Below are 24,868 nucleotides of genomic sequence, written 5' to 3' on the forward strand. Positions count from 1 at the left end.
CGGTAACGCCAGCGGTTCGGGCCAGGACGCGGGAGGACTCGCGGAGGAGTCACGCGAGCAGGTGAGAACGTTCGCTCATCCGGTGGATCTGTCCACTGTGGATAGACGCGGCGAATTCCGGGGGACAGCGGCTGTTCGGGCAACTAGGCTGGCTCGTTCCCTTTCTCATGGCTGAAGGAGCCGACTCATGGGCGCGCCCTACCCACCGATCGAGCCCTACGACCACGGCATGCTCGACGTCGGCGACGGGAACCTCGTCTACTGGGAGACGTGTGGGAATCCGGACGGCAAGCCCGCGGTCGTCGTCCACGGCGGTCCGGGCTCCGGGTGCACGGTGAACCCGCGGAAGAACTTCGACCCCGAGCGCTATCGGATCATCCTGTTCGACCAACGCGGTTGTGGCCGCAGCCTGCCGCACGCAGCCGATCCGGCGACGGACATGAGCGTCAACACCACCGAACACCTGATCGGTGACATGGAGAAGCTGCGCGAACACCTCGGTGTGCAGCGCTGGCTGATCTACGGCGGCTCGTGGGGCGTGACGCTGGCGCTCGCCTACGCCCAGCGGTTCCCCGAACGCGTGTCCGAGATGGTGCTGCTCGCGGTGAGCACCACTCGTCGCCACGAGCTGAGCTGGCTCTACGGCGGGGTTCGCCGGTTCTTCCCGGAGGCGTACGAGCGGTTCCGCGACGCCGTGCCGGAGGCCGACCGCGACGGTGACCTGATCACCGCCTACGCGCGCATGATGGAGGACCCCGACCCCGACGTGCGGATCAAGGCCGCGCAGGAGTGGTGCCTCTGGGAGGACACCGTGCTCAGCCTGGAGCCCAACGGCTCACCGAGCGCCTTCATCGGCCGTCCTTCGGACTCCACCCTCGCCCTGGTCCGGATCATCACGCACTACTACTCGAACGCGGGGTGGCTGGAGGAAGGTGCGCTCATCCGGAATGCCCACCGCCTCAAGGGAATCCCGGGCGTGGTGATCCACGGCCGCCAGGACCTCAGCTGCCCGGCGGAGACCGCCCACGAGCTCGCCGCCGCGTGGCCCGACGCCGAACTGCACATCGTCGACCAGGCCGGGCACAAGGGCGGCGGCGACTTTCCCAAGCACCTGTTCACCGCACTCGACCGCTTCGCCACCACCTGACGCACGCGGGTTGGGGCGTCTTCAAGTCCTACGAACCCCACCGAAATCGGTCTCAAACCGCCCCCAACCGTCGCGAGGGTTGGGGGCGGTTTGAGACCTCTGGGGTGGGGGTGCGGTGTACTTGAAGACACCCCGACCACGGTCGGTCAGGTCAGCGGGGGCAGCTCGGGGAGGGTTGCGGCGGGGTTCTCCGCGAGCGACTCCAACGCGATGCGGATCGCCGTGTCCAGCTGCGGATCGCGGCCGTTGACCCAGTCCTGCGGGGCCATCACGACCTCGACGTCCGGGTCGACACCGTGGTTCTCCATGCCCCACTCCACGCCCTTGATCCACGTGGCGTAGCGGGGCTGGGTGACCAGGGTGCCGTCGACGAGGCGGTAGCGGGAGTCGATGCCCACGGTGCCGCCCCAGGTGCGGACTCCCACCACCGGGCCGATGCCCATCGCCTTGGTCGCGGCGTTGACGATGTCGCCGTCGGAGCCGGAGAACTCGTTGGCCACCACCACGACCGGCCCGCGCGGGGCGTGCAGCGGGTAGGTGCGCGGGTGGTAGCCGTCGCGGCCGACCTGCCAGCCCACCACGCGCCGGGCAAGTTTTTCCACCACCAGCTGGGAAAGGTGCCCGCCGCGGTTCTCCCGGACATCGGCGATGACCGCCTCGCGGGAGACCTCCACCCGGAGGTCGCGGTGCAGCTCCGCCCAGCCCGGCCCCATCATGTCCGGGACGTGCACGTAACCGATCCGACCCTCGCCCACTCTGTCCACATAGGACCGACGATCGGCCACCCATGCTTGGTAGCGCAGGGATTCCTCGGAGCCGAGCGGCACCACGACCACGCGCCGCGACTCGCCGCCGTCGCGCGGACCAACGGTCAGCTCGATCGCCGTGTCCACGGTGCCCGCGAGCAGCGGCCCCGGCCCGGCTTCGGAGTCGACCGCACGCCCGTTCACCGCGAGCAGCGCGTCGCCCTCGCGGACCCCGACACCCGGTGCCTCCAAAGGAGATCGCGCGTCGGGCACGGAGGACTCGCCGGGCAGGATGCGGCGAACGCGCCACACACCCGCCTCGTCGCGGGCGATGTCCGCGCCCAGCATGCCCATCCGCCGGTCCGCGGCGCCGGGCCGCGCGGGCGGGCTCACATAGGCGTGGGAAGCGCCCAGTTCGGCCTGGACCTCCCAGAGCAGGTCGACGAAGTCGTCGGGGCTGCCCAACCGGTCCAGCAGCGGTTCGTACCGGTCGAGCACGCCCGCCCAGTCGACGCCGCTCATGTCGGCGCGCCAGTAGTGATCGCGCATCAGGCGGCCGTTCTCGCGGAACGCCTGCCGCCACTCCGCGCCCGGATCGACGACGACGCGCACCCGGGAGAGGTCGATGTCGATCTGGTCGTCGCCCGCGTCGCCGTTGGACTTCGCCTTGCGGTCGGCGGGCAGCACGCGCAGGCCGCCGTTGTCCCGCACCACGATCCGCTTGCCGTCGCCGCTGACCCGGTAGCCGTCGAGGTCCTCGACCAGCTCCTCGACGGAGCGCTTCTCCAGGTTGTAGTACTCCAGCACGGTCGACTGCCCGTCGACACCGCTCGCGCCGTCTTCGTCGAGCACGCCGTTGATCGGGTCGCGCAGCCACAGCAGACCGCCCTCGGCCGCGCTCAGCCCGTAGTAGCGGGCGATCGGCACCGGGAACCCGACCACGCGGGCGGCGAGGCCCTCGATGTCGACGGTGACCGTGGCCGTGCTGTCGTCCTTCTTCCGCTCCGGTTCGGAGTCGGAGTCCGGGGTGAACGGGCGCCCGTCCAGCTGCGGCCCGAAGGGCGACCGGGTGCTCGCCGCGAGCGGGACCAGGTACGGCCGCCCGCCGTTGGCGAAGGACATGTCGAAAACGTGTTCGTCGTAGATCGGGTCGAAGTTCCGCTTCGACAGGAACGCGAGGTGCTTGCCGTCCGCGGTGAACGCCGGGGAGTAGTCCACGAAGCGCGGCGGCGTGACGTCCACAGTGGACAGATCGTCGACCCGGGCCAGCTTGATCTGGCACAGCGGCCACGCACCCGGGTGCGACCACGCCACCCACTCGGAGTCCGGTGAGAAGACCGCGTCGTTCGGCTCGCCCTGCCCACCGGAGGCCAGCTCGCGCAGATCCCCGCTGTCCACGTCGATCAGCACCAGCCTGCGATCGTGCGTGGTGACCGCGATGGTCTTGCCGTCCGGCGACACCGCCAGCTCCAGCACGCGGCCGAGCTGACCGGAGGCCAGCCTGCGCGGGGACACCCCGGCGGAGCGGCCCGCGACCGGGCTGATCTCCAGGGCGTCCTCGCCGTCCGCGTCGGTCACCCACACCACTCGGTCCTCACCGACCGGCCGCGGCAACCGGCCGCGCACACCCGGCTCGGCGGCCAGCGCGCGCACGGGCCCATCGCGATGGGTAAGCCAGTGGACCGTGCCGCGCACCTCGACCGCGCTGGCCCGGCCCGTGCGGTCGGGAACCGCCGCGCCCAAGTGCTTGCTGGTGGGCACCGGCGTCGGCTGGCGGAACGGCCTCGGGCCCGTCAGCCGCACGTTGAGCCTCCTCGGCTCCGCGTCCAGGCCGTCGAGCAGCCACAGCGAGCCACCGCTCTGGTAGACCACGCGCGAACCGTCCGTGCTGGCGTGCCGGGCGAAGAAGTCCTCGTGCGAGGAGTGCCGCCGCACGTCGGAGCCATCCGGAGTGCACGAGTAGACGTTGCCGACGCCTTCGTGGTCGGAGATGAAGACGATCCGCCCGTCCACCCACAACGGCCGGACGAGGGAGGACCGCAGCTCCGGCAGGATGTGCGCGAACTCCCCGTCCCCGCTCGCGTCGACCCAGAGCTTGCCCGCGGTGCCGCCGCGGTAGCGCTTCCACCACGCGGGCTCCGGGCTGGCCGCCGAGCTGAGCACGACCGCGCCGTCCTCCGCGAGGCCGAGGCCGCTGACCGGACCGTAGGGCAGGCGGGTCGCGGGACCGCCGTCGATCGGCACGGCACGCGCCCACGTGTGCCGGATGCTCTGCTCGCCGACCGAGCTGAGCGCGAGGACGTCGCCGTCCGCGGTCCAGCCCAGCACACTGGTCTTGAGATTGCCCCAGAAGGTCAGCCGCTTGCCGAGCCCACCGGCGACCGGCACCACGTGGACCTCGGGGGCTCCGTCGAGCCTGCTGGCCCAGGCGAGCAGCTCGCCGTCGGCGGAGAAACGGGGATTGGCCGCGGGGACGCCGTCCGCGGTGACCCGCCAGGCCCGGCCGCCGTCGAGCGGGGCCAGCCAGACGTCGTCCTCGGCGACGAAGGTCACCAGATCGGCGTGCACGTGCGGAAAGCGCAGGTACCCATCAGTCACCGCACCGACGTTAGTCGCTGCCCCCGTTACCCGGTCGTGAACGGACCCGCGCGCTATTCACTCTTCAACAACGACTGAAACCCCCAATGACTCGTTGAGGTACTCAGACGCCCTGAATGAGTCATTCGGGGCGCTCAAGTACCTCAATGACTCATTCAGGGCTTACGTGGCGGCCGGGCCAGTGGGCGCGCCAGCCGTCAGGGCCCATGGTGGCGGGGTCGAGTCCGGCGGCCTTGGCGGAGCGCTCGGCGGCGCGGACGTCCTCGGCGTAGCGCCGGGCGACCACCCTCAGCTCGTTCTCCGGGTCCTCCCCTGCGAGCTTGGCCAGCGCGGCGACCACGAACAGCGTCGCCCCGGAGCCGTCGCCGTCCGGCAGCAGGTCGGCGGGGAAGCCCGCGCGCGCCGTCCGCTGGGCGAGCTTGGCCGCGAGCGCCACCGCGGGCTGCCCGAGCGCCACACCGTCCACAGTGGACTCACGCCGCTTCTCGGCCTGCTTCAGCTCCTCCCAGCGCACTTCCTGGGTCGCGGCGTCGCGCACGGCGGGATCGCCGCCCGCGAACACGTGCGGGTGTCTGCCGACGAGCTTGCCGACGAGGTCACCGGCGACCTCGTCGATGGAGAACGGGTCCGCGGGGTCCTCCTCGGCCACCCTGGCGTGGAAGAGCACCTGGAGCAGCACGTCTCCGAGCTCTTCGCGCAGCGCGTGCCGGTCGCCGTCCTCGATGGCCTCCAGCAGTTCGTAGGTCTCCTCGACCAGGTACTGCCGGAGTGAGTCGTGGGTCTGCTCGGCGTCCCACGGGCACCCGCCGGGCGAGCGCAGCCGATCCATCACGTGGGTGGCCTCGACCAGCGCCGCGCCCGCGGGCTCCGGCGTGCCGAGCACCCGCGCGCCCGCCTCGTGCAGTGCGGCGGCCACCGGGTCGGTCAGCGCGGTCGCGATCAGCACGACCGGTTCGGCGGCGGCGCGGCGCAGCAGCTCGGCGGGTTCCGGGGCCGGTTCCGCGCCCGCCTCCTCCGGGGCACCGGGGGCCGCGTAGACCGCCTTGGCGGCACGCAGCACCGGCAACGCGGCGGCGGGCAGGACGGGACCGAGTCGCGGGCTGAGCAGGACGACCGCGCAGCCCTCGGCGAGCGGGGACGTCACGGCTACGACTCGGTCGGAGCGGCCTTGAGCTGGACGGCGGCCTTCTCCAGCGCGTTCGGCACGAGCTGCGCGTTGGTCAGGTCCCAGGTGCCGTAGCGCGGGCTGACCTGCATGCCGATCTCGCTCGCGTAGAGCGAGGCCATGCTGAGGCCGAGGACCCGGTTCAGCGCCGCCTGGGTCGCGGCGTTGGTCTGGGCCGGGGCGCCGCTGGCGTTGGTCTCGCGCTTGTGCACGTACGCGACGACCCACTGCGAGGTGGGCGTGGTCTGCTGCTCCATCTGGCCGGAGTCGTCGGCGACCGGGAAGGCGACGACGGTGCCCGCGGCGGTGGCGAACATCGGGCTGACCGCGATCGCCTGGCTGGCCTGCCAGAAGTTGAACCGCGCGTTCGCGTTGGCCTGGCGCCGCTTGGCGCTCTCGTCCTTCACGACCTGGGCGGAGGCCGCCGGGCCCTTGGCCATCTGCTTGGCCTTGGCCAGGGCGTCGGCCCGCTCGCCGGTCACGACGATGTCGGCGACGACGGAGGTCCGGTTCGCGTACTTCTTGCCGATCGCGCCCGACAGCAGCTCGGCGCGCAGCAGTTCCCGCACGGACCGGCGGTCGTAGGCCGGGTGCCCCTCCTGCTTGATCCGCTCGTCGCTGATCTCGGCCATCTCGGCGTCCACGGCGGCGTCGTCGACCTGGATGCCCTCGCGCTTGGCGAGCCGCTCCAGCAGCTCCAGCCGGATCATCATGCTGAGCAGGTTCCGGCCGCCCACGTCCAGCCGGTTCTGGCTCTGCTGCCGGAGGTACTTCGGGTCCTGGGCGGCGAGGCCCTCGTCGATCCGCCGCTGCACCTCGGCGACGGGGATGACCCGGTCGGAGATGATCGCGGCGGCGTTGGGCTGCCCGGCTCCGGTGCTGCACCCGGTGAGCAGGAGACCGGTGGCCGCCGCCAGCGCGGCGACCAGGCGGGAGGAACGGCTGATGGCCTTCACGGTGTCGTACCTTCTCACGATCGGGTCGGCGGTGGGAGCGAAGGGTTGGCCAAGCATCGAATGGTCGCTGGTCAGACGCTGGCGGGCTGGGGTGCGGCGGCGACGGACTCCAGGAACTTCGCGCACCAGTCGAGCAGGTCGCGGTCCCGCAGCAGCGGCGCGCCGATCCGCCCGCCCGCCGCACCCTCGGTGGGCCGCGGCACGGAGACGGTCTTCACGGCGGGCTTGTGCACGGCCTTGGGGTGCAGCCGCTTGAGCCGGACGGTCTGCGAGTCGCGCAGGTCCATCGGCGCGAACCGGACGGTGCTGCCCTGCACGGCCACCTCGGTGATGCCGTGGCGGCGGCAGACACCGCGGAACGCGGCGACGGCCAGCAGGTGCTCGACGGGCTTGGGCAGCTGGCCGTAGCGGTCGGTCAGCTCCTCGCGCACCGCGTCCAGCGCGGCGGTGTCCCCGGCCGCGGCGATCTTGCGGTAGGCCTCCAGCCGCAGCCGCTCCCCCGGCACGTAGTCGTGCGGGATGTGCGCGTCGACGGGCAGCTCGACCCGGACGTCGGCCAGCTCCTCGTCCTCCTCGCCGGTGCCCGCGCCCGCGTGCTTGCGGAAAGCCTCGACGGCCTCGCCGACCAGGCGGACGTAGAGGTCGAAGCCGACGCCCGCGATGTGCCCGGACTGCTCGGCGCCGAGGATGTTGCCCGCGCCGCGGATCTCCAGGTCCTTCATGGCCACGGCCATACCGGCGCCGAGTTCGGAGTTCTGCGCGATGGTGGCGAGCCGGTCGTGCGCCTGCTCGGTGAGCGGCTTCTCCGGCGGGTAGAGGAAGTAGGCGTAGCCGCGTTCGCGGCCGCGGCCGACGCGCCCGCGCAGCTGGTGCAGCTGGGACAGGCCGAGCATGTCGCCGCGCTCGACGATGAGCGTGTTGGCGTTGGAGATGTCCAGGCCGGTCTCGACGATCGTGGTGCAGACCAGGACGTCGTACTCGTTCTCCCAGAAGCCCTCGATGATCTTTTCGAGGCGGTCCTCGTTCATCTGGCCGTGCGCGGTGACCACGCGGGCCTCCGGGACCAGCTCGCGGATGCGGCGCGCGGCCTTCTCGATCGAGCTGACCCGGTTGTGCACGAAGAAGACCTGGCCGTCGCGGAGCAGCTCGCGCCGGATCGCCGCGCCGACCTGCTTGTCGTCGTAGGTGCCGACGTAGGTCAGCACCGGGTGCCGCTCCTCCGGCGGGGTGAGGATGGTCGACATCTCGCGGATGCCCGCGAGGCTCATCTCCAGGGTGCGCGGGATCGGCGTCGCCGACATGGTCAGCACGTCGACGTGGGTGCGCAGCGCCTTGATGTGCTCCTTGTGCTCGACGCCGAAGCGCTGCTCCTCGTCGACGATCACCAGGCCGAGGTCCTTGTAGCGCAGGCCGGTCTGCAACAGGCGGTGCGTTCCGATCACCACGTCGACGCTGCCGTCGGCGAGGCCCGCGATGACCTGCTCGGCCTCCATCGGGTCGGTGAAGCGGGAGAGACCCTTGACCGTGACGGGGAAAGCGCGCATCCGCTCGGTGAAGGTGTTGAGGTGCTGCTGCGCCAGCAGCGTGGTGGGCACCAGCACCACCACCTGCTTGCCGTCCTGCACCGCCTTGAAGGCCGCGCGCACCGCGATCTCGGTCTTGCCGTAGCCGACGTCGCCGCAGATGACGCGGTCCATCGGGACGGCCTTTTCCATGTCCGCCTTGACGTCTTCGATCGCGCCCATCTGGTCGACGGTCTCGACGTAGGCGAAGGCGTCCTCCAGCTCGCGCTGCCAGGGCGTGTCCTTGCCGAAGGCGTGTCCCGGCGCGGACTGGCGGGCCGCGTAGAGCTGGACGAGTTCGGCCGCGATCTGCTTGACCGCCTTGCGCGCCTTGGCTTTGGTGTTCTTCCAGTCGGAGCCGCCGAGCTTGTTGAGCGTGGGCAGCTCGCCGCCGACGTAGCGGGAGACCTCGTCGAGCTGGTCGGTCGGGACGAACAGCCGGTCGCCGGGCTGACCGCGCTTGCTGGAGGCGTACTCCAGCAGGAGGTACTCGCGGGTCGCGCCCGCCACGGTGCGCTGGACCATCTCGACGTAGCGGCCGATGCCGTGCTGTTCGTGCACGACGTAGTCGCCGGGCTTGAGGGCGAGCGGGTCGACCGCGTTGCGGCGCTTGGACGGCATCCGCCGCATGTCCTTTGTGGACGTTCCGCCGCGACCACCGGTGAGGTCGGTCTCGGTGAGCACGACCAGTGCCACGTCCGGCACGGAGAAGCCGTCCTCCATGCCGCCGCAGGCAACGGTGACGACCCCGGCGGTGGGCGCCTCGGTCAGCCCCTCCTGGGCGTGCACGGCGGGCACTTCGGCGTCGCGCAGCTGTTCGCAGGCGCGCTGCGCGGTTCCGGCGCCCGGGACCACGAGGACCGCCGCTCCGCCCGCCGCGGTGTGCGCGCGCAGGTCGGCGAAGGCCCGGTCCAGTTCGCCGTGGTAGGCGTCGACGGGCTTGAGGCCGAGCCGGATCGCGCCGGTGGCCGGGCCTGAGGAGAACTGGCTCAGCGTCCACCAGTGCCTGCCGCTTTCCCTTGCGTGGTCGGCGATCTCGCCGAGGGCGCGGTAGGCGGTGGCGCCGAGGTCGATCGGCGCGGAGCCGCCGCCCGCCGCGGCCATCCACGAGGCTTCCAGGAACTCCTGGCCGGTGCGGACGAGGTCGTGGGCGCGGGTGCGGATCTTCTCCGGGTCGGCGAGGAGCACGTGCGTGCCCTCGGGGACCACGTCGGTGAGCAGCTGGAGCTCGCCGGGCAGCAGCGCGGGGATCAGCGCTTCCATGCCCTCGCAGGGGATGCCCTGGGCGAGCTTGGTGAGCATTTCGGCGAGGTGCGCGTCGCCCGCGTGCTGTTCGGCGAGCTTCTCGGCGCGTTCGCGGACCGGCGCGGTCAGCAGCAGTTCGCGGCACGGCGGCGCGTGCAGCTCGGCCAGCTCGTCGGGCAGGGATCGCTGGTCGGCGACGGAGAACGCGCGGATCTCGGAGACCTCGTCACCCCAGAACTCCACGCGCACCGGGTGTTCGGCGGTGGGCGGGAAGATGTCCAGGATGCCGCCGCGGACGGCGAACTCGCCGCGCTTCTCGACGAGGTCGACGCGGGCGTAGGCGAGGTCGACGAGCCGTTCGACGAGTTCGGCGAAGTCGTGTTCGGCGCCGATCCGCAGCCGCACGGGGTCGAGGTCGCCGAGGCCGGGCGCCATGGGCTGGATGAGGCTGCGCACGGTGGCCACGACGACCTTGATCGGCGTGGTCTCTTCGGGGTGGGCGAGGCGGCGCAGCACGGTGAGGCGTTTGCCGACGGTGTCGGCGCGCGGGGAGAGGCGTTCGTGCGGCAGCGTCTCCCAGGACGGCAGCGACGCGACGACGTCGGGGCCGAGGAGGTCGCCGAGGGTCGTGGTCAGTTCGTCGGCTTCCCGTCCGGTGGCGGTGACCACGAGCACGGTGCTGCTGGTGGCGAGGGTCGCGGCGACCAGGGCCCTGGCGGCGGGTGGTCCCTCCAGCTCCACCGAGGTCGTCCCGGCGGCGTCGGCGACCGCACGCAGCGCCTCCGCCCTGCCGAGAGTGCTGAGCAGGCCGGACAACGATGCCGCCATCGTGACGTTCCCTCCGTATTGCCGTGTGCGACCCCGAGACTACGTCGTGGGTCCGACGGTGGCGCGCCGCGCCCGTTCAGCTCGCGTCGAGGGCGTCCAGCACGGCCTGCGCCCGCTCCCTGGCCTTGTCGGCCAGGTCGCCGTTGGGCAGTACGTGCAGCACGTCTCGTTCGACCGCGGCGAGGATCCGCTCGGCGGCGACGTCCGCGTCGATCATGGTGTCGGCGGCGGTGCGCAGTCCACTGATTAGTTCGTCCATCGCGGCCTGGTCGGGGAGGCTGTCGCGGACCATCCGGTAGTGCTCGGAGTCGGGTTCGGCGTCGAGCAGCGCGAACACGCCCACCGCCATCGGGGTGTTGACGAAGCCGGGGCAGACGACGCTCACGCCGACGCCGGTGTGCCCGCGCGAGCGCAGCTCCAGGCGCAGCGTCTCCGAGAGCGCGACGACCGCGTGTTTGCTGGGCCCGTAGGCGCCTTGCAGCGGCGCTCCGCTCAGTCCGGCCAGCGAGGCGGTGTTGATCACGTGCCCGCGTCCGGCGTCGATCATCTTCGGCACGAACGCGCGGATCCCGTTCATCACGCCGAACACGTTGACGTCGAAGGTCCGCCGCCATTCGTCGTCGGTGCTCTCCCACAGCATCTTGCCGCCGTAGCCGACGCCCGCGTTGTTGAACAGCAGGTCCACCCGCCCGATCCGCTCGGCGAGCGCGTGCACCGCTTCGGGATCGCTCACGTCGAGGGTTTCGGCGCGCACCTGGACCGCGTTCAGCTCGCTCGCGGCTTCCCGGAGCGCTTCGGCCTGCACGTCGACGAGCACGAGGTCGACGCCGCGCGCCGCGAGCGCCCCGGCCAGCGCCCGCCCGATCCCACTGGCCGCTCCGCTGACGTAGGCGACCTGTCCCGCTTCGATGATCACGCGCTCCCCCTCCGCTCCCCCTGGGGCCCGGGCCGCGCACTTCCAGCCACTGACACCCCCCACCCTCCCGGGGGGCGACCCCACGCCCAGCCTACCGATCGAAGACGCCGCGAAACCGGTGATGACGGCACCTGTGGACAAGCCCCGCCGATGTGGACAACCAGCCGCACCAGGGTGGTGTTCTGCCACGAAAAGCGGTGGTGAGAACCCGTTTCGTACTCAAAGCGGGCGAACTCGCGCGATCAAACCCGCTATGAGTACGAAACGGGGTTCAGCGGCCCAGCCCCACGTTCACGGTGGTTGTACGCGGGGAGGGCGAACATGAAGGGGTGATCAGGCGCAGCGTTGCGGGTGTTGTGGCGTTGGTGGTCGTCGCCGGGTGTTCCGGGCAGGGGTCTCCCCAGCCGCAGGGGAACGCGCCCGCGGCGGGACGGGCGCCCGCGCTCAAGGTCGAGGTGGTCACCGCCGGGCTGGAGCACGGGTGGGACGTGGGTTTCCTCCCCGGCGGCAAGGCGCTCGTCACCCAGCGGCCGGGGAAGTTGACGTTGCTCTCCGGCACCGGGCCGGGCGCGACGGCGACGACGGTGCAGGCGGACTTCGCCGACCTGTTCGCGCGGAGCGAGGGCGGGCTGATGAGCCTGCTCGTGCACCCGGGCTTCGCCGCCAACCGGCGGTTCGTGACGTGCCAGACCACGCAGGCGGACACGCGCCTGGTGAACTGGCGGTTGTCGGAGGACGGGACGCGGGCCGAGCGGACCGGGGACCTGCTCACCGGAATCCCGGTCAGCTCGGGGCGGCACTCCGGGTGCCGGATGGAGCTGGCCGACGACGGCTCGCTGCTGGTCGGCACCGGCGACGCCGCGCGGGCGGCCTCGGCCCAGGACCGCAACGGCTTGGGCGGCAAGGTGTTGCGGCTCGACCTGGAGACCGGCGGGCCCGCACCGGGGAACCCGTTCGCGGGCTCGGCGAACCCGCGCGAGCGTCTACTGTGGACATACGGGCACCGCAACGTGCAGGGCCTCGCCAAGCGGCCGGGGACCGGCCAGGTCTTCGCCGTGGAGCACGGGCCCGACGTCGACGACGAGGTGAACCTGCTGCGGTCAGGCGGAAACTACGGGTGGGACCCCTCGCGCGGGGGCACCGTCGGCGGGTATGACGAGGACGTGCCCATGACCGATGTCAAGCGGTTCCCCGACGCGGTCGCCGCCGCGTGGAGCTCGGGGTCGCCGACCGAAGCCGTGTGCGGCGCCGCCTTCCTGTCCGGCCCGAGCTGGGGCGAGCTGGACGGCGTGCTCGCGGTGACCGCGCTCAAGGGCAGCAAGCTGATGCTGTTCACCCTCGACCCGGCCGGGGCGGTGCGCCAGGTCGCGACGCCCGCGGAGCTCAACGACACGCACGGCCGACTCCGCGGCGCCCGGCTCGGGCCGGACGGGGCGCTGTACGTGACGACCTCCAACGGCGACGACGACAAGCTGCTCCGGATCAGCCGGTGAGCACGGGGCGCTGGCTCGACCTGCTCACCGGTGGCAAGGACGCCGATCCGGGCGATCCGGTGATCGCCGCGGCCATCGAGCGCGCCGAGTCCCGCGCCCGCACTCTTTTGTCCACTATGGACAGATCGCCCGGCAGGACGTCGCTGTGGCCGGACCTCCCCGGCCCAGGCGTCGAGCACACGACCGCATCGCTGTCCAGACTGCGCGCGATGGCCCTGTCGGCGAGCACCAGGGACGTGGTGACCGAAGCGCTGGAGTGGATCGCGCGCCACCGCTACCGGGAGGACATGGACGAGGTGGGCAACTGGTGGGAGTGGGAGATCGGCATTCCCAACCTGCTACTGGACACGGTCGTCCTGTCGGGAGCACGGATTCCCGCGCTGCTCCGGGCCGTCCGCCGCTTCGTTCCCGATCCGACGCGGCGCACGGCCAACCCAGCCGAGGAGGAGACCGGGGCGAACCGCGCCGACAAGGCCTACATCCACCTCCGGCGCGGTCTGCTGAGCGATGACACCAAGCTCGTCGAGGAAGCGCGGCGCGCGCTCGACCAGGTCTACGAGTACGTGATCAGCGGCGACGGCTTCTACCGCGACGGCTCCTTCGTCCAGCACCAGCGGCACGCCTACACCGGTACCTACGGCGTGGTCCTGCTCGGCAGCGTGGCGAGAACCCTTGCGGTGCTTGGTGATCCGATCCCGGAGACGGTCGAGCGCTGGGTGTTCGACAGTTTCGAGCCGATCACCTTCCGGGGCCAGGTGATGTCGTTCACCCGGGGTCGCTCGATCACCAGGAGCACCGACGACCACGCGTGGGGGCGCCAGCTCGTCAGCGCCCTGACCTTGTTGTCCAGCAAGAAGATCGGGCCGCTCATCGGAAGTCTCGTCCAGTCCGGGGCCTACCAGAGGACAGCGAGCGCGGCCGAGATCGTCCTGCTGCGCAAGGCCGTGGCGCCGCCAGTACAACCGAAGTCCTCCCACCACACGTTCGCGAACATGGATCGCGCGGTGCACCACCGCGGCGACTGGGTGTTCGCGATTTCCGCGCGCAGCAACAGGATCAACGGTTACGAGTCGGGCAACGGGGAGAACCTGCGCGGGTGGTACACCGGCGAGGGCATGACCTACCTCTACAACAACGACCTCCAGCACTACTCCGGCGATTTCTGGTCCACAGTGGACACGTATCGGCTGCCTGGCACGACGACCGCCACTGCGGCGACACATCCCCGCACACCCGCGGACAACCTGTGGTTCGGCGGATTCCGAGGACCGGACAAATGGGTCGGCGGAGTCACCCTGGACCACGACAACGGCAGCTTCGGGATGCAGTTCACCGCAGGCCCCGACCAGCTCGACAACGGCCTCCCCGGAGCGCCGAACTCCTTGCGCGGCACCAAGTCCTGGTTCATGTTCGGCGACGAGATAGTCGCGCTGGGCGCGGGAATCACCAGCGAGGACGGCGACATCATCACGACGGTGGAGAACCGCAGGACCTCGGCGAGGTTCACCACCGGACCCGGCTGGGCCCACCTGGCCGGGGTCGGTGGATACGTCTTCCCCGCGAACACCAACGTCCGCTCCGAGACGGGCGAGTACGCCGTCCTGCTGTTCGACCACGGCCGCAACCCTCGGTCGAACACTTACCAGTACGTGCTCCTGCCCGGGTGCACAGCGGAGGAAACAGCGGAACACGCACGGAACCCGAAGTCCGTCGTGCTCGGCAACACCGCGAAGATGCAGGCCGTGCGGCACGGCGGCACCCTCGCGGTGAACTTCTACGAGCCCGGCGCCATCGAGGACCTGTCCGCCGACAACCCGGCGGCGATCGTGTTCGACCGGCGCACACTGGCCGTCTCCGACCCGACGCGGTCGCAGGAACCGTTGGTACTGCACGTATTTCGCCCCGAGCTTCGGGTGTCGGCCGCCGATCCCGGTGTGCTGGTGACGGAACTGCCACGGGGGCTGCGCATCACGGTCGACGCCGCGGCCGGGAAGACCTACCGCGTGCGCTTCGCGTAGGTCAGGAACGGACGACGCGGCGCTTGGGCTTGTGGTCCAGGTGGGACAGGCCGTTCCAGCACAGGTTGACCAGGTGCGCGACGACTTCGTCCTTCTTCGGCTTGCGCGCCTCCAGCCACCACTGGCCGGTCAGCGCGACCATCCCCACCAACGCCTGCGCGTAGAGCGCGGCCAGCTTCGCGTCGTAGCCGCGGGAGGAGAACTGCTGGCCGAGGATGTCCTCGACCTGGGTGGCGATGTCGTTGAGCAGACTGGAGAAAGTGCCCGTGCTCGCCGCGACCGGGGAGTCCCGCACCAGGATGCGGAACCCGTCGGTGGAGTCCTCGATGTAGTCCAGCAACGAGCTGGCCGCCCGCTCCAGCAGCTCCCTGGGGTGGTCGGCGACGGAGAGCGCGGAGACCATGCCGTCCAGCAGGACCTGCATCTCGCGGTCCACCACGACCGCGTAGAGCCCTTCCTTGCCGCCGAAGTGTTCGTACACAACGGGTTTGCTCACCCCGGCGCGGTGCGCGACCTCCTCGATGGAGGTTCCGTCGAACCCCTTCTCCGCGAACAGCTTCCTGCCGATGTCCAGCAGTTGTTGCCGCCGCTCCTTGCCGGTCATCCGTACACGGGCCACCGGAGCTCCCCCTCCTGCGAGGGCGGCACGCGCGTGTCGACACCGTCGCAAGTGAACTGTGGCGACAAGTTTATGCGCTTCGCCAACGAATTACCGGGGACCCCTGCGAACAGGAGCCCCCGGTGCCGTGCGTCTCTGTGCTGGTCAGTGCCGGTCAGTGTTGGTCGACGGTGATCCGGGCCAACCGCGCCTCGGTGGGCCAGCGGACGTTCCACACCCAGCCGAACTTCTCGAAGATCCAGATGACCCGAGCGGAGGTGTCGATCTGGCCGCGCTTGACGCCGTGCCGGGCCGAGGTCGGGTCGGCGTGGTGCAGGTTGTGCCAGGACTCGCCGAAGGACAGGATCGCCAGCGGCCAGAAGTTCGCCGCCTTGTCCTTGGACTTGAACGGGCGCTCGCCGATCATGTGGCAGACCGAGTTCACCGACCAGGTCACGTGGTGCAGCACCGCGATGCGCACCACCCCGGCCCAGAAGAACGCGGTGACCGCGCCCCACAGGGACCAGGTGATCAGGCCGCCGAGCAGCGCGGGCAGGCCGAGGCTGAGCACGACCCACACCACGAACAGCTTGTCGACGCGGCGAATGTCCTTGTCCGCCAACAGGTCCGGCGCGAAGCGCTCGGCGTTGGTGACGTCCCTGCGCAGCATCCAGCCCATGTGCGCGTGCCAGAAGCCCTTGGTCAGCGCCCACGGCGAGGTGCCGTAGAGCCACGGCGAGTGCGGGTCGCCCTCCTTGTCGGAGAACGCGTGGTGCCGCCGGTGGTCGGCGACCCAGTGCAGGATCGGGCCCTGCACCGCGCTGCTGCCCGCGATCGCGAGCATGACGCGCACCCAGCGCTTGGCCTTGAACGAGCCGTGGGTGAAGTAGCGGTGGTAGCCGACGGTCACGCCGAGCCCGCCGATGTAGTAGAAGACCAGCGCCAGCGCCACGTCCACCCAGCCGAGACCCCAGCCCCAGACGAAGGGGACGGCCGCGATGAGCGCCAGCGTCGGGATGATCACGAACGCGAACACGACGATCTGCCCGACGCGGGTGCGGGGCTCGTCGAACATCGGCTTCGGGCCACGCGCGGTCTCCGCGGCGTCAGCCCCAGGTCGCGTGGAGGGCTCGGATGTCAGCGTCATGCGTTGGCTACCTCGTCAGTTCGGCACAGGCGAGTCCGTACGACTCTTCCCTACGGCTACGGAACCGTAACCTACGCAAGCGTAAGTTGAGCGTGAGCCGCCCGTCACCCCCCGAGTGACAACTCACGGCGTGTCGCATCAAATCGGGCGTGTCGGACACCGGCTGCCCCGCGATGTGTCGCCGGCCACACCGGCGCCACGCGGCCGATCGCGGATGATCCCGGCATGACGACTTCCCCCGTCGCCGAGGCCCCGGTGGTGCGGCCGAAGGCGCGGCGCACCACACCCCGCCGCCGCCTGACCGTCTTCCTCCTGGTCACAGTGCTGCTGCTGGGCGGGGCGGCGATGGGTGGCTCGTACTACTACTCCTCGGTGCTGCTCGTACCGAACCACTCGGCGCCGCGGTACTACGACGAGGTCTTCGCGGTGCACGACCGCGACGGCGTGAAGAGCGTCACGCTGGCCGAGAACGAGGGCACCCTTCGCCCCGGAACATGGGACATCCGCTGGTCCACGTCGGTTTCCGGATCGGCGCAGGTCGGCGAGATCCTCGGCCGCTCACCCGGAAAGGTGGAGCGGCGGCTGCTCGGCGGCGCGCAACCGCCGATCGGTTCCCGCGTCCGGGTGAACGCGGACGTGTGGGGGGCCGGTGATCCGCGCACAGCGTTCGGGCTGGACTTCAGCGAGGTCCTGGTGCCGACCGAACTGGGCGGGGCCAAGGCCTGGTACGTCGGCCCGCCCGCCGGGATCGAGCCGGGCACCTGGGTGATCGCGGTGCACGGGCACAACGCCAGCTACACCGAGACGCTGCGGATGATCGGGCCGTTGCACCGCGCCGGGCTGGCCTCCCTCTCGATCAGCCACCGCAACGACCGGGACGCCCCCGGTTCCGCGGACGGCCTGCACCACCTGGGTGACTCGGAGTGGCGGGACGTGGAGGCGGCGATGCGGATGGCGCAGGGCAACGGCGCCAAGCGGTTCGTGCTCTACGGCTACTCGATGGGCGGGGCGGTGATCGGCCAGCTGCTCGCCAGGTCGGCGCTGGCCCCCAGGATCGCCGCGGTCGTACTGGACTCACCGGTGGTGAGCTGGAACAAGACCCTCACCTTCCAGGCGGAGCAGCGCGGCCTGCCGACCTTCCTGGTACCGCTGACCAAGACCATCAGCAGCTGGCGGGCCGGGCTGGACTTCGACCGGTTCGACCTGGCGCAGCGGCCTCCCGCGACGCGGCCGGAGACGCTGCTGCTGCACGGGGACGCCGACACCTCCGTCCCGGTGAGCGCCGCCCGCGAGCTGGCGTGGGCGGCCGGAAAGCTGAACTGGCCGCTGCGCTACACCGAGATGCCGGGGGCCGGGCACGTCGCGCTGTGGAACCACGACCGGGCGAGCTACGAGCGGACGGTGACGGGCTTCATTACCAACTCCGTCGCGGCCGCGGGGCGCTGACCGGGGAAAAGCTGTCGGAAAACAGCCAGAAGTGTGGCCTGCCTGCCACGAACGGCGCGCGCATGCCACCATGTCGTTGCGTGCGGTAGCGATGCCGTGCGCGATATCGCCCACTATCCGCCGTGGTGTAACGGCAGCACCTCAGATTTTGGTTCTGATGGTTCAGGTTCGAATCCTGGCGGCGGAGCGGACGGGCCCTCCCGGTGTACCCGGCACCGGCGAGCGTGCCCGGCACGGTGCCCACGACCACGTCGTGGCTGTTCACAAGGGGGGTGAATGCACCTGCAGCAGGAGACCGGCGTCGACGGTCCCGCGTACAGCCCGGAAGAGTCCCGCACGGGACGGCGGCGGCTGGAGCACCTTCCCCCGGAGCAGACCGACCTGGAGCTGTCCACCCCGGACCTCCCCGTCATCCCGATCCGCGCCCTGCCCGATCCCTCGGACGGGGAAGCGGCGCCCGTGAGTCACCCAGTGGACCAGCCCGAGCGCCAGGACAGGCATCAGGATGCGCCACCGCCCGCCCTCGCCGAGGTCTCGGACGCGTGGCTGGTCGGTCGTGCCCGCGAGCTGACCGCGACGGCGCAGTCCAGCGACCTCGAAGCCCAGCTGGCCATCGCGCGCGAGGCCGACGACCTGCTGACCGAGGCGCAGCGGCGGGGCGAGCCGAGGATGGTCGCGCAGATCCTGCGCTCCTCGGTGATCGTCCGCCTGGTCACGCCCGGCCTCAGCGAGCTGACCGATCCGCTGCTGGAGGAGCTGCTCAGCCACACCGGCAGGCACGGGCTGATCGTGCTGCGGGCCGACGCGCACGCGCTGGCCGGACGCCGCGCGCTGATGTCGGGCTACGAGGACACCGCGCTCTCCGAGGTGGCCGCCGCGCTGGTGATGCTGGAGGGCGATCCGGTCCCCGACGAGATCTTCGGCGGCCGCAACTGGGCCCGCCTGCTGGCCGCGGCCTGGGTCGACATCGGCCTGGTGCTCACCCAGCTCGGCGTCTACGAGCTCGCCGACGAGGTGCTGGCCAGGGCGAACCTCTGCGTCCGGGAGAACGGCGGACCGCACGAGATCGCCGTGCACATGATCAACCGGGTGCGGCTGCTGCTCGGCTGGGGCCTGCGGCTGGAGCGGGTCGGCAAGGGCGACGAGGCCCTGGACCGGTTCGCCACCGCCTCCGCGCTCGCCGTCTCGGTGGAGGGCCCGTGGCGGGAGTCGCTGTTCCCGCGCCGCAGCGACCGCCCGGCCGCCGCGCAGGTGCCGATGCTGGGCGCGGCGCACGCGCTGGCCCGGCCCGGCCCCGAGCACATCTGCTCGCTGGAGGAGCTGCTCACGCTCTCGATGTACCCCAGGGAGCAGATCGTCACCGCGATCGCGCTGTCGCGCTGCCTGGAGATGGCCGGGCGGGACGTGGAGGCGCAGCGGATCCTGGGCACCACGCGCAAGCAGTTGGAGCGCGACACCAGCGAGCCGACGCTGATGCTGTGCCTGGTCCGCGAGTACGCGCGGCTGTGCGGGCCGGACGGCGGCCAGGAGACGAGCAACGCGCTGGAGGCGTACGCGACCGCGCTGGAGCACGAGCTGTGGACGCTGCGCGAGGCGCGGGTCGCCACGCTGCTGACCCGGCTGGAGCACGAGCGGCTCAGCCGCGAACACGGCGCGATCGCGCAGCAGGCGTTGCAGGACCCGCTGACCGGGCTGCCCAACCGCCGCGCGCTGGACGAGCGGATGGACGCGCTGGTCGCCACCCCGTCGGCCTACCCGCTGTCGGTGGCCCTGGTGGACCTGGACGGTTTCAAGAGCGTCAACGACCGGTGCTCGCACGCCGAGGGCGACGACGTGCTGCGGGTGATCGCGAGCACGCTGCGCGACGCGCTCCGCGGTGACGACCTGGTCGGCCGCTACGGCGGGGACGAGTTCGTGGTGCTGCTGCCGGGCGCCCCGCTCGGCGCGGCCGAGGCGGCGCTGTCCAGGGCGGTCGAGGCCGTGTCGCGGCTGCCGGTGGACTTCTCCCGCGGCGTCACGCTGTCGATCGGCGTGGTCTCGGTGAAGCCCGCCGAGTCCCCGGGGCAGGCGCTCGCCCGCGCCGACGCCGCGATGTACCAGGCCAAGCGCCAGGGCGGCAGCAGGGTCGCGGTGAGCGGCGCCGACATCGCCGACGATCTGCCGCACTCGCCGAGCTGGGTGCCGCCGCCCACCCCCTGATCTCCCGCGCGGAACCCGAATCGGACCCGCTGGATTTTCACTTTCCTGATTCGAGTGTGGTCCTGGCCACAGCGGTCGTCCTAGAGTGCGGTGGTCCGATCGGAGCAGAAGATCTTCGCGAGGGGGTGCCGCCGATGCCCCGGACCCCGCGCGACGACGACCTCCCGAGCGGTGAATGGCTCAACGAGCGCGGGAACGTGCTGGTCGCCCGCGCCCAGAGCGTGCCGGTGCACGAACGCTGGGCCATCCTCGCCGAGGTCGACGACCTGCTGGCCAAGGCGCGGCTGGTCGCCTCCGGTGAGGTGCTGGCCGCGACGCAGCGCCGGGCGCTGGTGCTGCGGCTGCTGACCAACCCCGCCGACGAGGCGGTCGACGCGCTGCTCGACGAGTTGGACGCGACGGCGCGCACCCATGAGCTGCTGCTCTACGAGATCCACCACTACGCGCTGCGCGGGCGGTTCGCGCTCCGGCGGGGGTTGCAGAGCGACGCGCTCGTCGCGGCGGCACGCGGGCTCGCGATCATGGCCGAGCCGCTCGACCCGCCGGAGGGCACGGCGCCCGCGGTGTGGGGCAAGAAGGTGGCGTGCGCGCTGCTGACGCTGAGCGGCGCGCTGTCCGGGCTCGGCACCTACGAGCTCGCCGAGGAGACGCTGGACCACGCGGAGCGCCACATCGCGGCCGACGACGTCCACCAGCGCACGGTGCTCACGGTCAACCGGCTGTGCCTGATGCTGGACTGGGGTCTGCGGCTGGAGCGCGCCGGCTTCGCCGAGCAGAGCGCCGAGCGCTACGCGGCCGCGGAACGGCTCGCCCACACGGCCGAGGAGCTGTGGGGCGGTTCGATGTTCGCCGAGGACTCGGCGGGCAAGGCGGCCGACGAGGTCGGGGCCATCGCGGTGGCGCTCGCCCTCGCCGATCCGGACGTCTCGCACGTCGACCGGCTGTTGCGGCTGCGCGAGGCGTTGCGCGAGCCCAGCGAGCTGATCCACGTGACCATCGCGCTGGCCCGCTGCATCGACGACCCCGGGACCGCGATCGCGTTGATCACCGACCTGCAACGCGAGCTGAAGAGCAGTACCGAAGCCCGGCTGCTGCGGTTGACGCTGAGCTGGGAGCACGCGCGGCTCTTCGCCGCGCAGAAGGGCTTCGAGCAGGTCGACTGCCCCGCCTACCAGCACATGACCGCGATGGAGGAGTACCTCTGGGGCGCCAGGCAGGCGCTCATCGGCACCATCCGGGCCCGGGTGGAGCACGAACGACTGGCGAGGACGCACGGAGCCGTGACCAGACAGGCGTTGCAGGACCCGTTGACCGGGCTGGCCAACCGCAGGGGACTCGCCGAGCGGATGCGCGCGGCGGCGCTGGCCCCCGGCGGGCCCGCGGTCATGGTCGCCGTGCTCGACCTGGACGGCTTCAAGGAGGTCAACGACCGGCTCAGCCACATGGTCGGCGACACGGTGCTGCGCGCGGTCGCGGACACCCTGCGCGGCGCGGTCCGGGCCGACGACCTGGTGGCCCGCTACGGCGGTGACGAGTTCGTCGTCGTGCTGCCCGGGGTGAACACCGAGCAGGCGCGGGCGGCGCTGGAGCGGGCCGTGCAGGCCGTCGCGGGGTTGCCCCGGCCGGTCGGGCACGGGGTCACGCTGTCCGCGGGGCTGACCCGGCTGCGCGCGGAGGAACCGGCCGAGGAGACCCTGCGCCGCGCCGACGCCACGATGTACGTGGCGAAACACCAGGGTGGCAACCGGGTGGCGGTCGGCTGACGACGCGGGGCCGGGGCCGGTCGGGACACCCGTAGGATCGCCCCCGCCGGGGTCGCCGGTTCACGGGCCCCGCGCGTCTGTCGCGAAACGACCCAAGGAGAGCTCTGATGCCACAGGGCGCACCCGCCCCAGGCTCCTCCAGCGGCCCCGCCACCCCAGGACCGGTCAACGCAATCGTGCTCGCCGCAGGCGAGGGCACCAGAATGCGTTCGGCCACCCCGAAGGTGCTGCACCCGCTGGCCGGACGGCCGCTGATCGAACACGCCGTCCGGGCCGCGGCGGGCCTGGACCCCGCGCACCTCGTCGTGGTCGTCGGCCACGGCAGGCAGGCGGTCGGTGAACGGCTGGAGAGCATCGGGCACCAGCTCGACCGCAAGATCGTCACCGCCGTGCAGGGCAAGCAGAACGGCACCGGGCACGCGGTCGGCTGCGCGCTCGCCGCCCTGCCCGCGGGCGCGGACGGCACCGTCCTGGTGACCTACGGCGACGTCCCGCTGCTGGAGACCGCGACCCTGGAACGGCTCCTCGACGAGCACCGTGACCAGGGCAACGCCGTGACTGTTCTCACCGCCGTGGTGTCCGATCCGTCCGGTTACGGCCGGGTGCTGCGGGATGCCGACGGCGGCGTGCTGGCCATCGTCGAGCAGAAGGACGCCACCGAGGAGCAGCGCGCGGTCCAGGAGATCAACTCCGGGGTCTACGCCTTCGACGCCGCGGTGCTGCGGGACGGCCTGGGCCGGATCTCCACCGCCAACGCGCAGGGCGAGCTCTACCTCACCGACGTGCTCGGCATCGCCCGCGGTGACGGGCGCCGGGTCGGCGCGCTGGTGTGCGAGGACGTGTGGCAGGTGGAGGGCGTCAACGACCGCGTCCAGCTCGCCGCGCTCGGCGCCGAGCTGAACCGGCGGCTGGTCACCGGCTGGATGCGCGAGGGCGTCACGGTCACCGACCCGGCCTCGGTCTGGCTGGACGCCGACGTGGTGCTGGCTCGCGACGTCGTGCTCGAACCGAACGTCCAGCTCAAGGCCGCGACGCAGGTCGGCGAGGGCGCGGTGGTCGGCCCGGACACCACGTTGAGCAACTGCGCGGTGGGCGAGGGCGCCGCCGTGGTGCGGACCCACGGCACCGACGCGGAGATCGGCGCGGGCGCCTCGGTCGGCCCGTTCGCCTACCTCCGCCCCGGCACCCGGCTCGGCGCGAAGGGCAAGATCGGCACCTTCGTGGAGACCAAGAACGCCAAGATCGGCGAGGGCACCAAGGTCCCCCACCTGACCTACGTCGGGGACGCCACGATCGGTGACTTCAGCAACATCGGCGCGGCCACCGTCTTCGTCAACTACGACGGCGTGACCAAGAGCCACACCACCATCGGCTCGCACGCCCGCACCGGCGCGGACAACATGTTCGTGGCCCCGGTGACCGTGGGCGACGGCGCTTACACCGCGGCCGGTTCGGTGATCACCAGCGACGTCCCGCCGGGCGCCATGGGGGTGGCCAGGGCCAAGCAGCGCAACGTTGAGGGATGGGTCACACGCAGGCGCTCCGGCACGCCTGCCGCCGACGCCGCGGCACGAGCACTGGCGGCGAACAGCGATGATGTGCCCGGCAACGACGCGGAGGACGGGAAGTGAACGACATGACCGTGAGCGCGAGCGCGATGTCGGCGACACCGAAGAAGAGCCTGATGCTCTTCGCCGGGCGCAGCCATCCGGAGCTGGCCGAGGAGGTCGCCAAGCACCTGGACGTTCCGATCACGCCGCAGGCGGCCTACGACTTCGCCAACGGCGAGATCTTCGTCCGGTTCGAGGAGTCGGTGCGCGGGTGTGACGCCTTCGTCATGCAGAGCCACGCCGCGCCCATCAACCAGTGGGTGATGGAACAGCTGATCATGGTCGACGCGCTCAAGCGCGCCAGCGCCAAGCGGATCACCGTGATCATGCCGTTCTACCCCTACGCCCGGCAGGACAAGAAGCACCGCGGCCGCGAGCCGATCTCGGCCCGGCTGATCGCCGACCTGTTCAAGACCGCGGGCGCCGACCGGATCATGACCGTGGACCTGCACACCGCGCAGATCTCCGGCTTCTTCGACGGCCCGGTCGACCACCTGCTGGCGATGTCGCTGCTGGCCAACCACGTCCGGGGCAAGTACAGCGACGCCAAGATGACCGTCGTCTCCCCCGACGCCGGCCGCACCAAGCTGGCGGAGAAGTGGGCCAACACCCTCGACGGCTGCCCGATCGCCTTCATCCACAAGACCCGCGACCCGTTGAAGCCCAACGAGGTGGTGGCCAACCGCGTCGTCGGTGAGGTCAAGGGCCGCACCTGCGTGGTGATCGACGACATGGTCGACACCGGCGGCACCATCGCCAAGGCGGTGGAGCAGCTGCTCGACGAGGGCGCGGCGGACGTGATCATCGCGGCCACCCACGGCGTGCTCTCCGGCCCGGCCACCGAGCGGCTGGCCAACTGCGGGGCCAAGGAGGTCATCTTCACCAACACGCTCCCGATCCCGGACGAGCGCCGCTTCCCGCAGATGACGGTGCTCTCGATCGCGCCGCTGCTGGCCAAGGCGATCCACCAGGTCTTCGACGACGGCTCGGTGACCAGCCTGTTCGACGGCGAGGCCTGAGGAACATGATCGTCTGGACCGGCTGGGGAATCCTGACCGTCGTCATCGCCGCGATCGGCGGGGCGGGCGGCAGCGGTATCGGCGTCGCCCTCGGCGGTCCCAGCGACTCCGCCAACCTCGGCACCGTGATCGGCCTGCTGCTGGCGGGCGTGGCGATCTGGTTCGTCGGCGAGCGGCTGAACCGGCCGGTTCCGGGTTTCGACCAGGCGACCGGCCAGCCGGTGCTCTACCGCGACCGGCACCGGCTGTTCTGGGTGCCGATGCAGTACTTCGGCCCGATCGTCGGCCTCGCGGCCCTCGGGGTCGGCGTCGGCATGCTGTTCTGAGCCGTCCACGCGTCGGAAGGGGCCCCGCCGGGATCGGCGGGGCCCCTTTCCCCGTGTTGGGGGATTGCGGGAAACCGGCCCCCGGT

At 71.3% G+C, this 24,868-nt stretch carries 16 protein-coding genes and 1 tRNA gene; 10 read left to right on the forward strand and 7 right to left on the reverse strand.

What is annotated here, in order from left to right; genetic code table 11:
- The first annotated feature begins 187 nt into the window (after positions 1–187).
- The gene (gene pip / locus NLX83_RS05640; RefSeq protein ID WP_254233798.1) at positions 188–1,147 is read left to right on the forward strand and encodes a prolyl aminopeptidase; all 960 of its coding nucleotides are present in this window, start codon (positions 188–190) and stop codon (positions 1,145–1,147) included.
- Between the two features lie 146 nt (positions 1,148–1,293).
- Here the strand turns inward: pip and NLX83_RS05645 are convergent, their stop codons facing one another.
- The 5 genes from NLX83_RS05645 to NLX83_RS05665 all read right to left on the reverse strand — a co-directional run bounded on the left by NLX83_RS05645 (position 1,294) and on the right by NLX83_RS05665 (position 11,163).
- Complete coding sequence (locus NLX83_RS05645) at positions 1,294–4,491, reverse strand: S41 family peptidase (RefSeq protein ID WP_254233799.1); 3,198 nt, start codon at positions 4,489–4,491, stop codon at positions 1,294–1,296.
- Between the two features lie 151 nt (positions 4,492–4,642).
- Positions 4,643–5,635, reverse strand: coding sequence for a MazG family protein (locus tag NLX83_RS05650; protein WP_254233800.1), 993 nt, complete (start codon positions 5,633–5,635; stop codon positions 4,643–4,645).
- A gap of 2 nt (positions 5,636–5,637) precedes the next feature.
- On the reverse strand, positions 5,638–6,612 hold the full coding sequence (locus NLX83_RS05655; protein ID WP_254233801.1) for a SurA N-terminal domain-containing protein: 975 nt from the start codon (positions 6,610–6,612) through the stop codon (positions 5,638–5,640).
- A gap of 71 nt (positions 6,613–6,683) precedes the next feature.
- On the reverse strand, positions 6,684–10,247 hold the full coding sequence (mfd, locus tag NLX83_RS05660) for a transcription-repair coupling factor (RefSeq protein ID WP_254233802.1): 3,564 nt from the start codon (positions 10,245–10,247) through the stop codon (positions 6,684–6,686).
- 76 nt (positions 10,248–10,323) lie between these two features.
- Positions 10,324–11,163 (reverse strand): SDR family oxidoreductase, encoded by an 840-nt coding sequence (locus tag NLX83_RS05665; protein ID WP_254233803.1) that lies wholly within the window; start codon positions 11,161–11,163, stop codon positions 10,324–10,326.
- Positions 11,164–11,495: 332 nt separating this feature from the next.
- On the opposite strand from NLX83_RS05665, the gene NLX83_RS05670 reads away from it, so the two are divergent.
- Together NLX83_RS05670 and NLX83_RS05675 are read left to right on the forward strand one after the other, a co-directional pair.
- Positions 11,496–12,656, forward strand: a complete 1,161-nt coding sequence (locus tag NLX83_RS05670) for a PQQ-dependent sugar dehydrogenase (protein ID WP_254236094.1) — start codon at positions 11,496–11,498, stop codon at positions 12,654–12,656.
- On the forward strand, positions 12,653–14,674 hold the full coding sequence (locus tag NLX83_RS05675) for a polysaccharide lyase 8 family protein (RefSeq protein WP_254233804.1): 2,022 nt from the start codon (positions 12,653–12,655) through the stop codon (positions 14,672–14,674). The genes NLX83_RS05670 and NLX83_RS05675 overlap by 4 nt, the downstream gene beginning before the upstream one ends.
- A 1-nt stretch (position 14,675) precedes the next feature.
- On the opposite strand, the gene NLX83_RS05680 is transcribed toward NLX83_RS05675, so the two are convergent.
- A complete protein-coding gene (locus tag NLX83_RS05680) occupies positions 14,676–15,278 on the reverse strand; it encodes a TetR/AcrR family transcriptional regulator (RefSeq protein ID WP_254236095.1) in 603 nt (200 codons plus the stop codon).
- 169 nt (positions 15,279–15,447) lie between these two features.
- On the reverse strand, positions 15,448–16,419 hold the full coding sequence (locus NLX83_RS05685; protein WP_254233805.1) for an acyl-CoA desaturase: 972 nt from the start codon (positions 16,417–16,419) through the stop codon (positions 15,448–15,450).
- A 225-nt stretch (positions 16,420–16,644) separates the two neighbouring features.
- Between NLX83_RS05685 and NLX83_RS05690 the strand changes: the two genes are divergently transcribed.
- The 7 genes from NLX83_RS05690 to NLX83_RS05720 all read left to right on the forward strand — a co-directional run bounded on the left by NLX83_RS05690 (position 16,645) and on the right by NLX83_RS05720 (position 24,782).
- A complete protein-coding gene (locus NLX83_RS05690) occupies positions 16,645–17,865 on the forward strand; it encodes an alpha/beta hydrolase family protein (RefSeq protein ID WP_254233806.1) in 1,221 nt (406 codons plus the stop codon).
- 116 nt (positions 17,866–17,981) lie between these two features.
- A tRNA-Gln gene (locus tag NLX83_RS05695) sits at positions 17,982–18,052 on the forward strand.
- Between the two features lie 89 nt (positions 18,053–18,141).
- Positions 18,142–20,064, forward strand: a complete 1,923-nt coding sequence (locus tag NLX83_RS05700) for a sensor domain-containing diguanylate cyclase (protein ID WP_254233807.1) — start codon at positions 18,142–18,144, stop codon at positions 20,062–20,064.
- Positions 20,065–20,198: 134 nt separating this feature from the next.
- The gene (locus tag NLX83_RS41615; RefSeq protein ID WP_305884167.1) at positions 20,199–21,827 is read left to right on the forward strand and encodes a GGDEF domain-containing protein; all 1,629 of its coding nucleotides are present in this window, start codon (positions 20,199–20,201) and stop codon (positions 21,825–21,827) included.
- A gap of 107 nt (positions 21,828–21,934) precedes the next feature.
- Complete coding sequence (gene glmU / locus NLX83_RS05710) at positions 21,935–23,458, forward strand: bifunctional UDP-N-acetylglucosamine diphosphorylase/glucosamine-1-phosphate N-acetyltransferase GlmU (RefSeq protein ID WP_254233808.1); 1,524 nt, start codon at positions 21,935–21,937, stop codon at positions 23,456–23,458.
- 26 nt (positions 23,459–23,484) lie between these two features.
- Positions 23,485–24,456: a ribose-phosphate diphosphokinase gene (locus tag NLX83_RS05715; protein WP_254236097.1), complete on the forward strand. Its 972-nt coding sequence runs from the start codon at positions 23,485–23,487 to the stop codon at positions 24,454–24,456.
- 5 nt (positions 24,457–24,461) lie between these two features.
- Positions 24,462–24,782 (forward strand): hypothetical protein, encoded by a 321-nt coding sequence (locus NLX83_RS05720; protein ID WP_254233809.1) that lies wholly within the window; start codon positions 24,462–24,464, stop codon positions 24,780–24,782.
- Positions 24,783–24,868: the final 86 nt, after the last annotated feature.

The organism is Allokutzneria sp. A3M-2-11 16, from assembly GCF_024213555.1.
Taxonomy (GTDB): domain Bacteria; phylum Actinomycetota; class Actinomycetes; order Mycobacteriales; family Pseudonocardiaceae; genus Allokutzneria.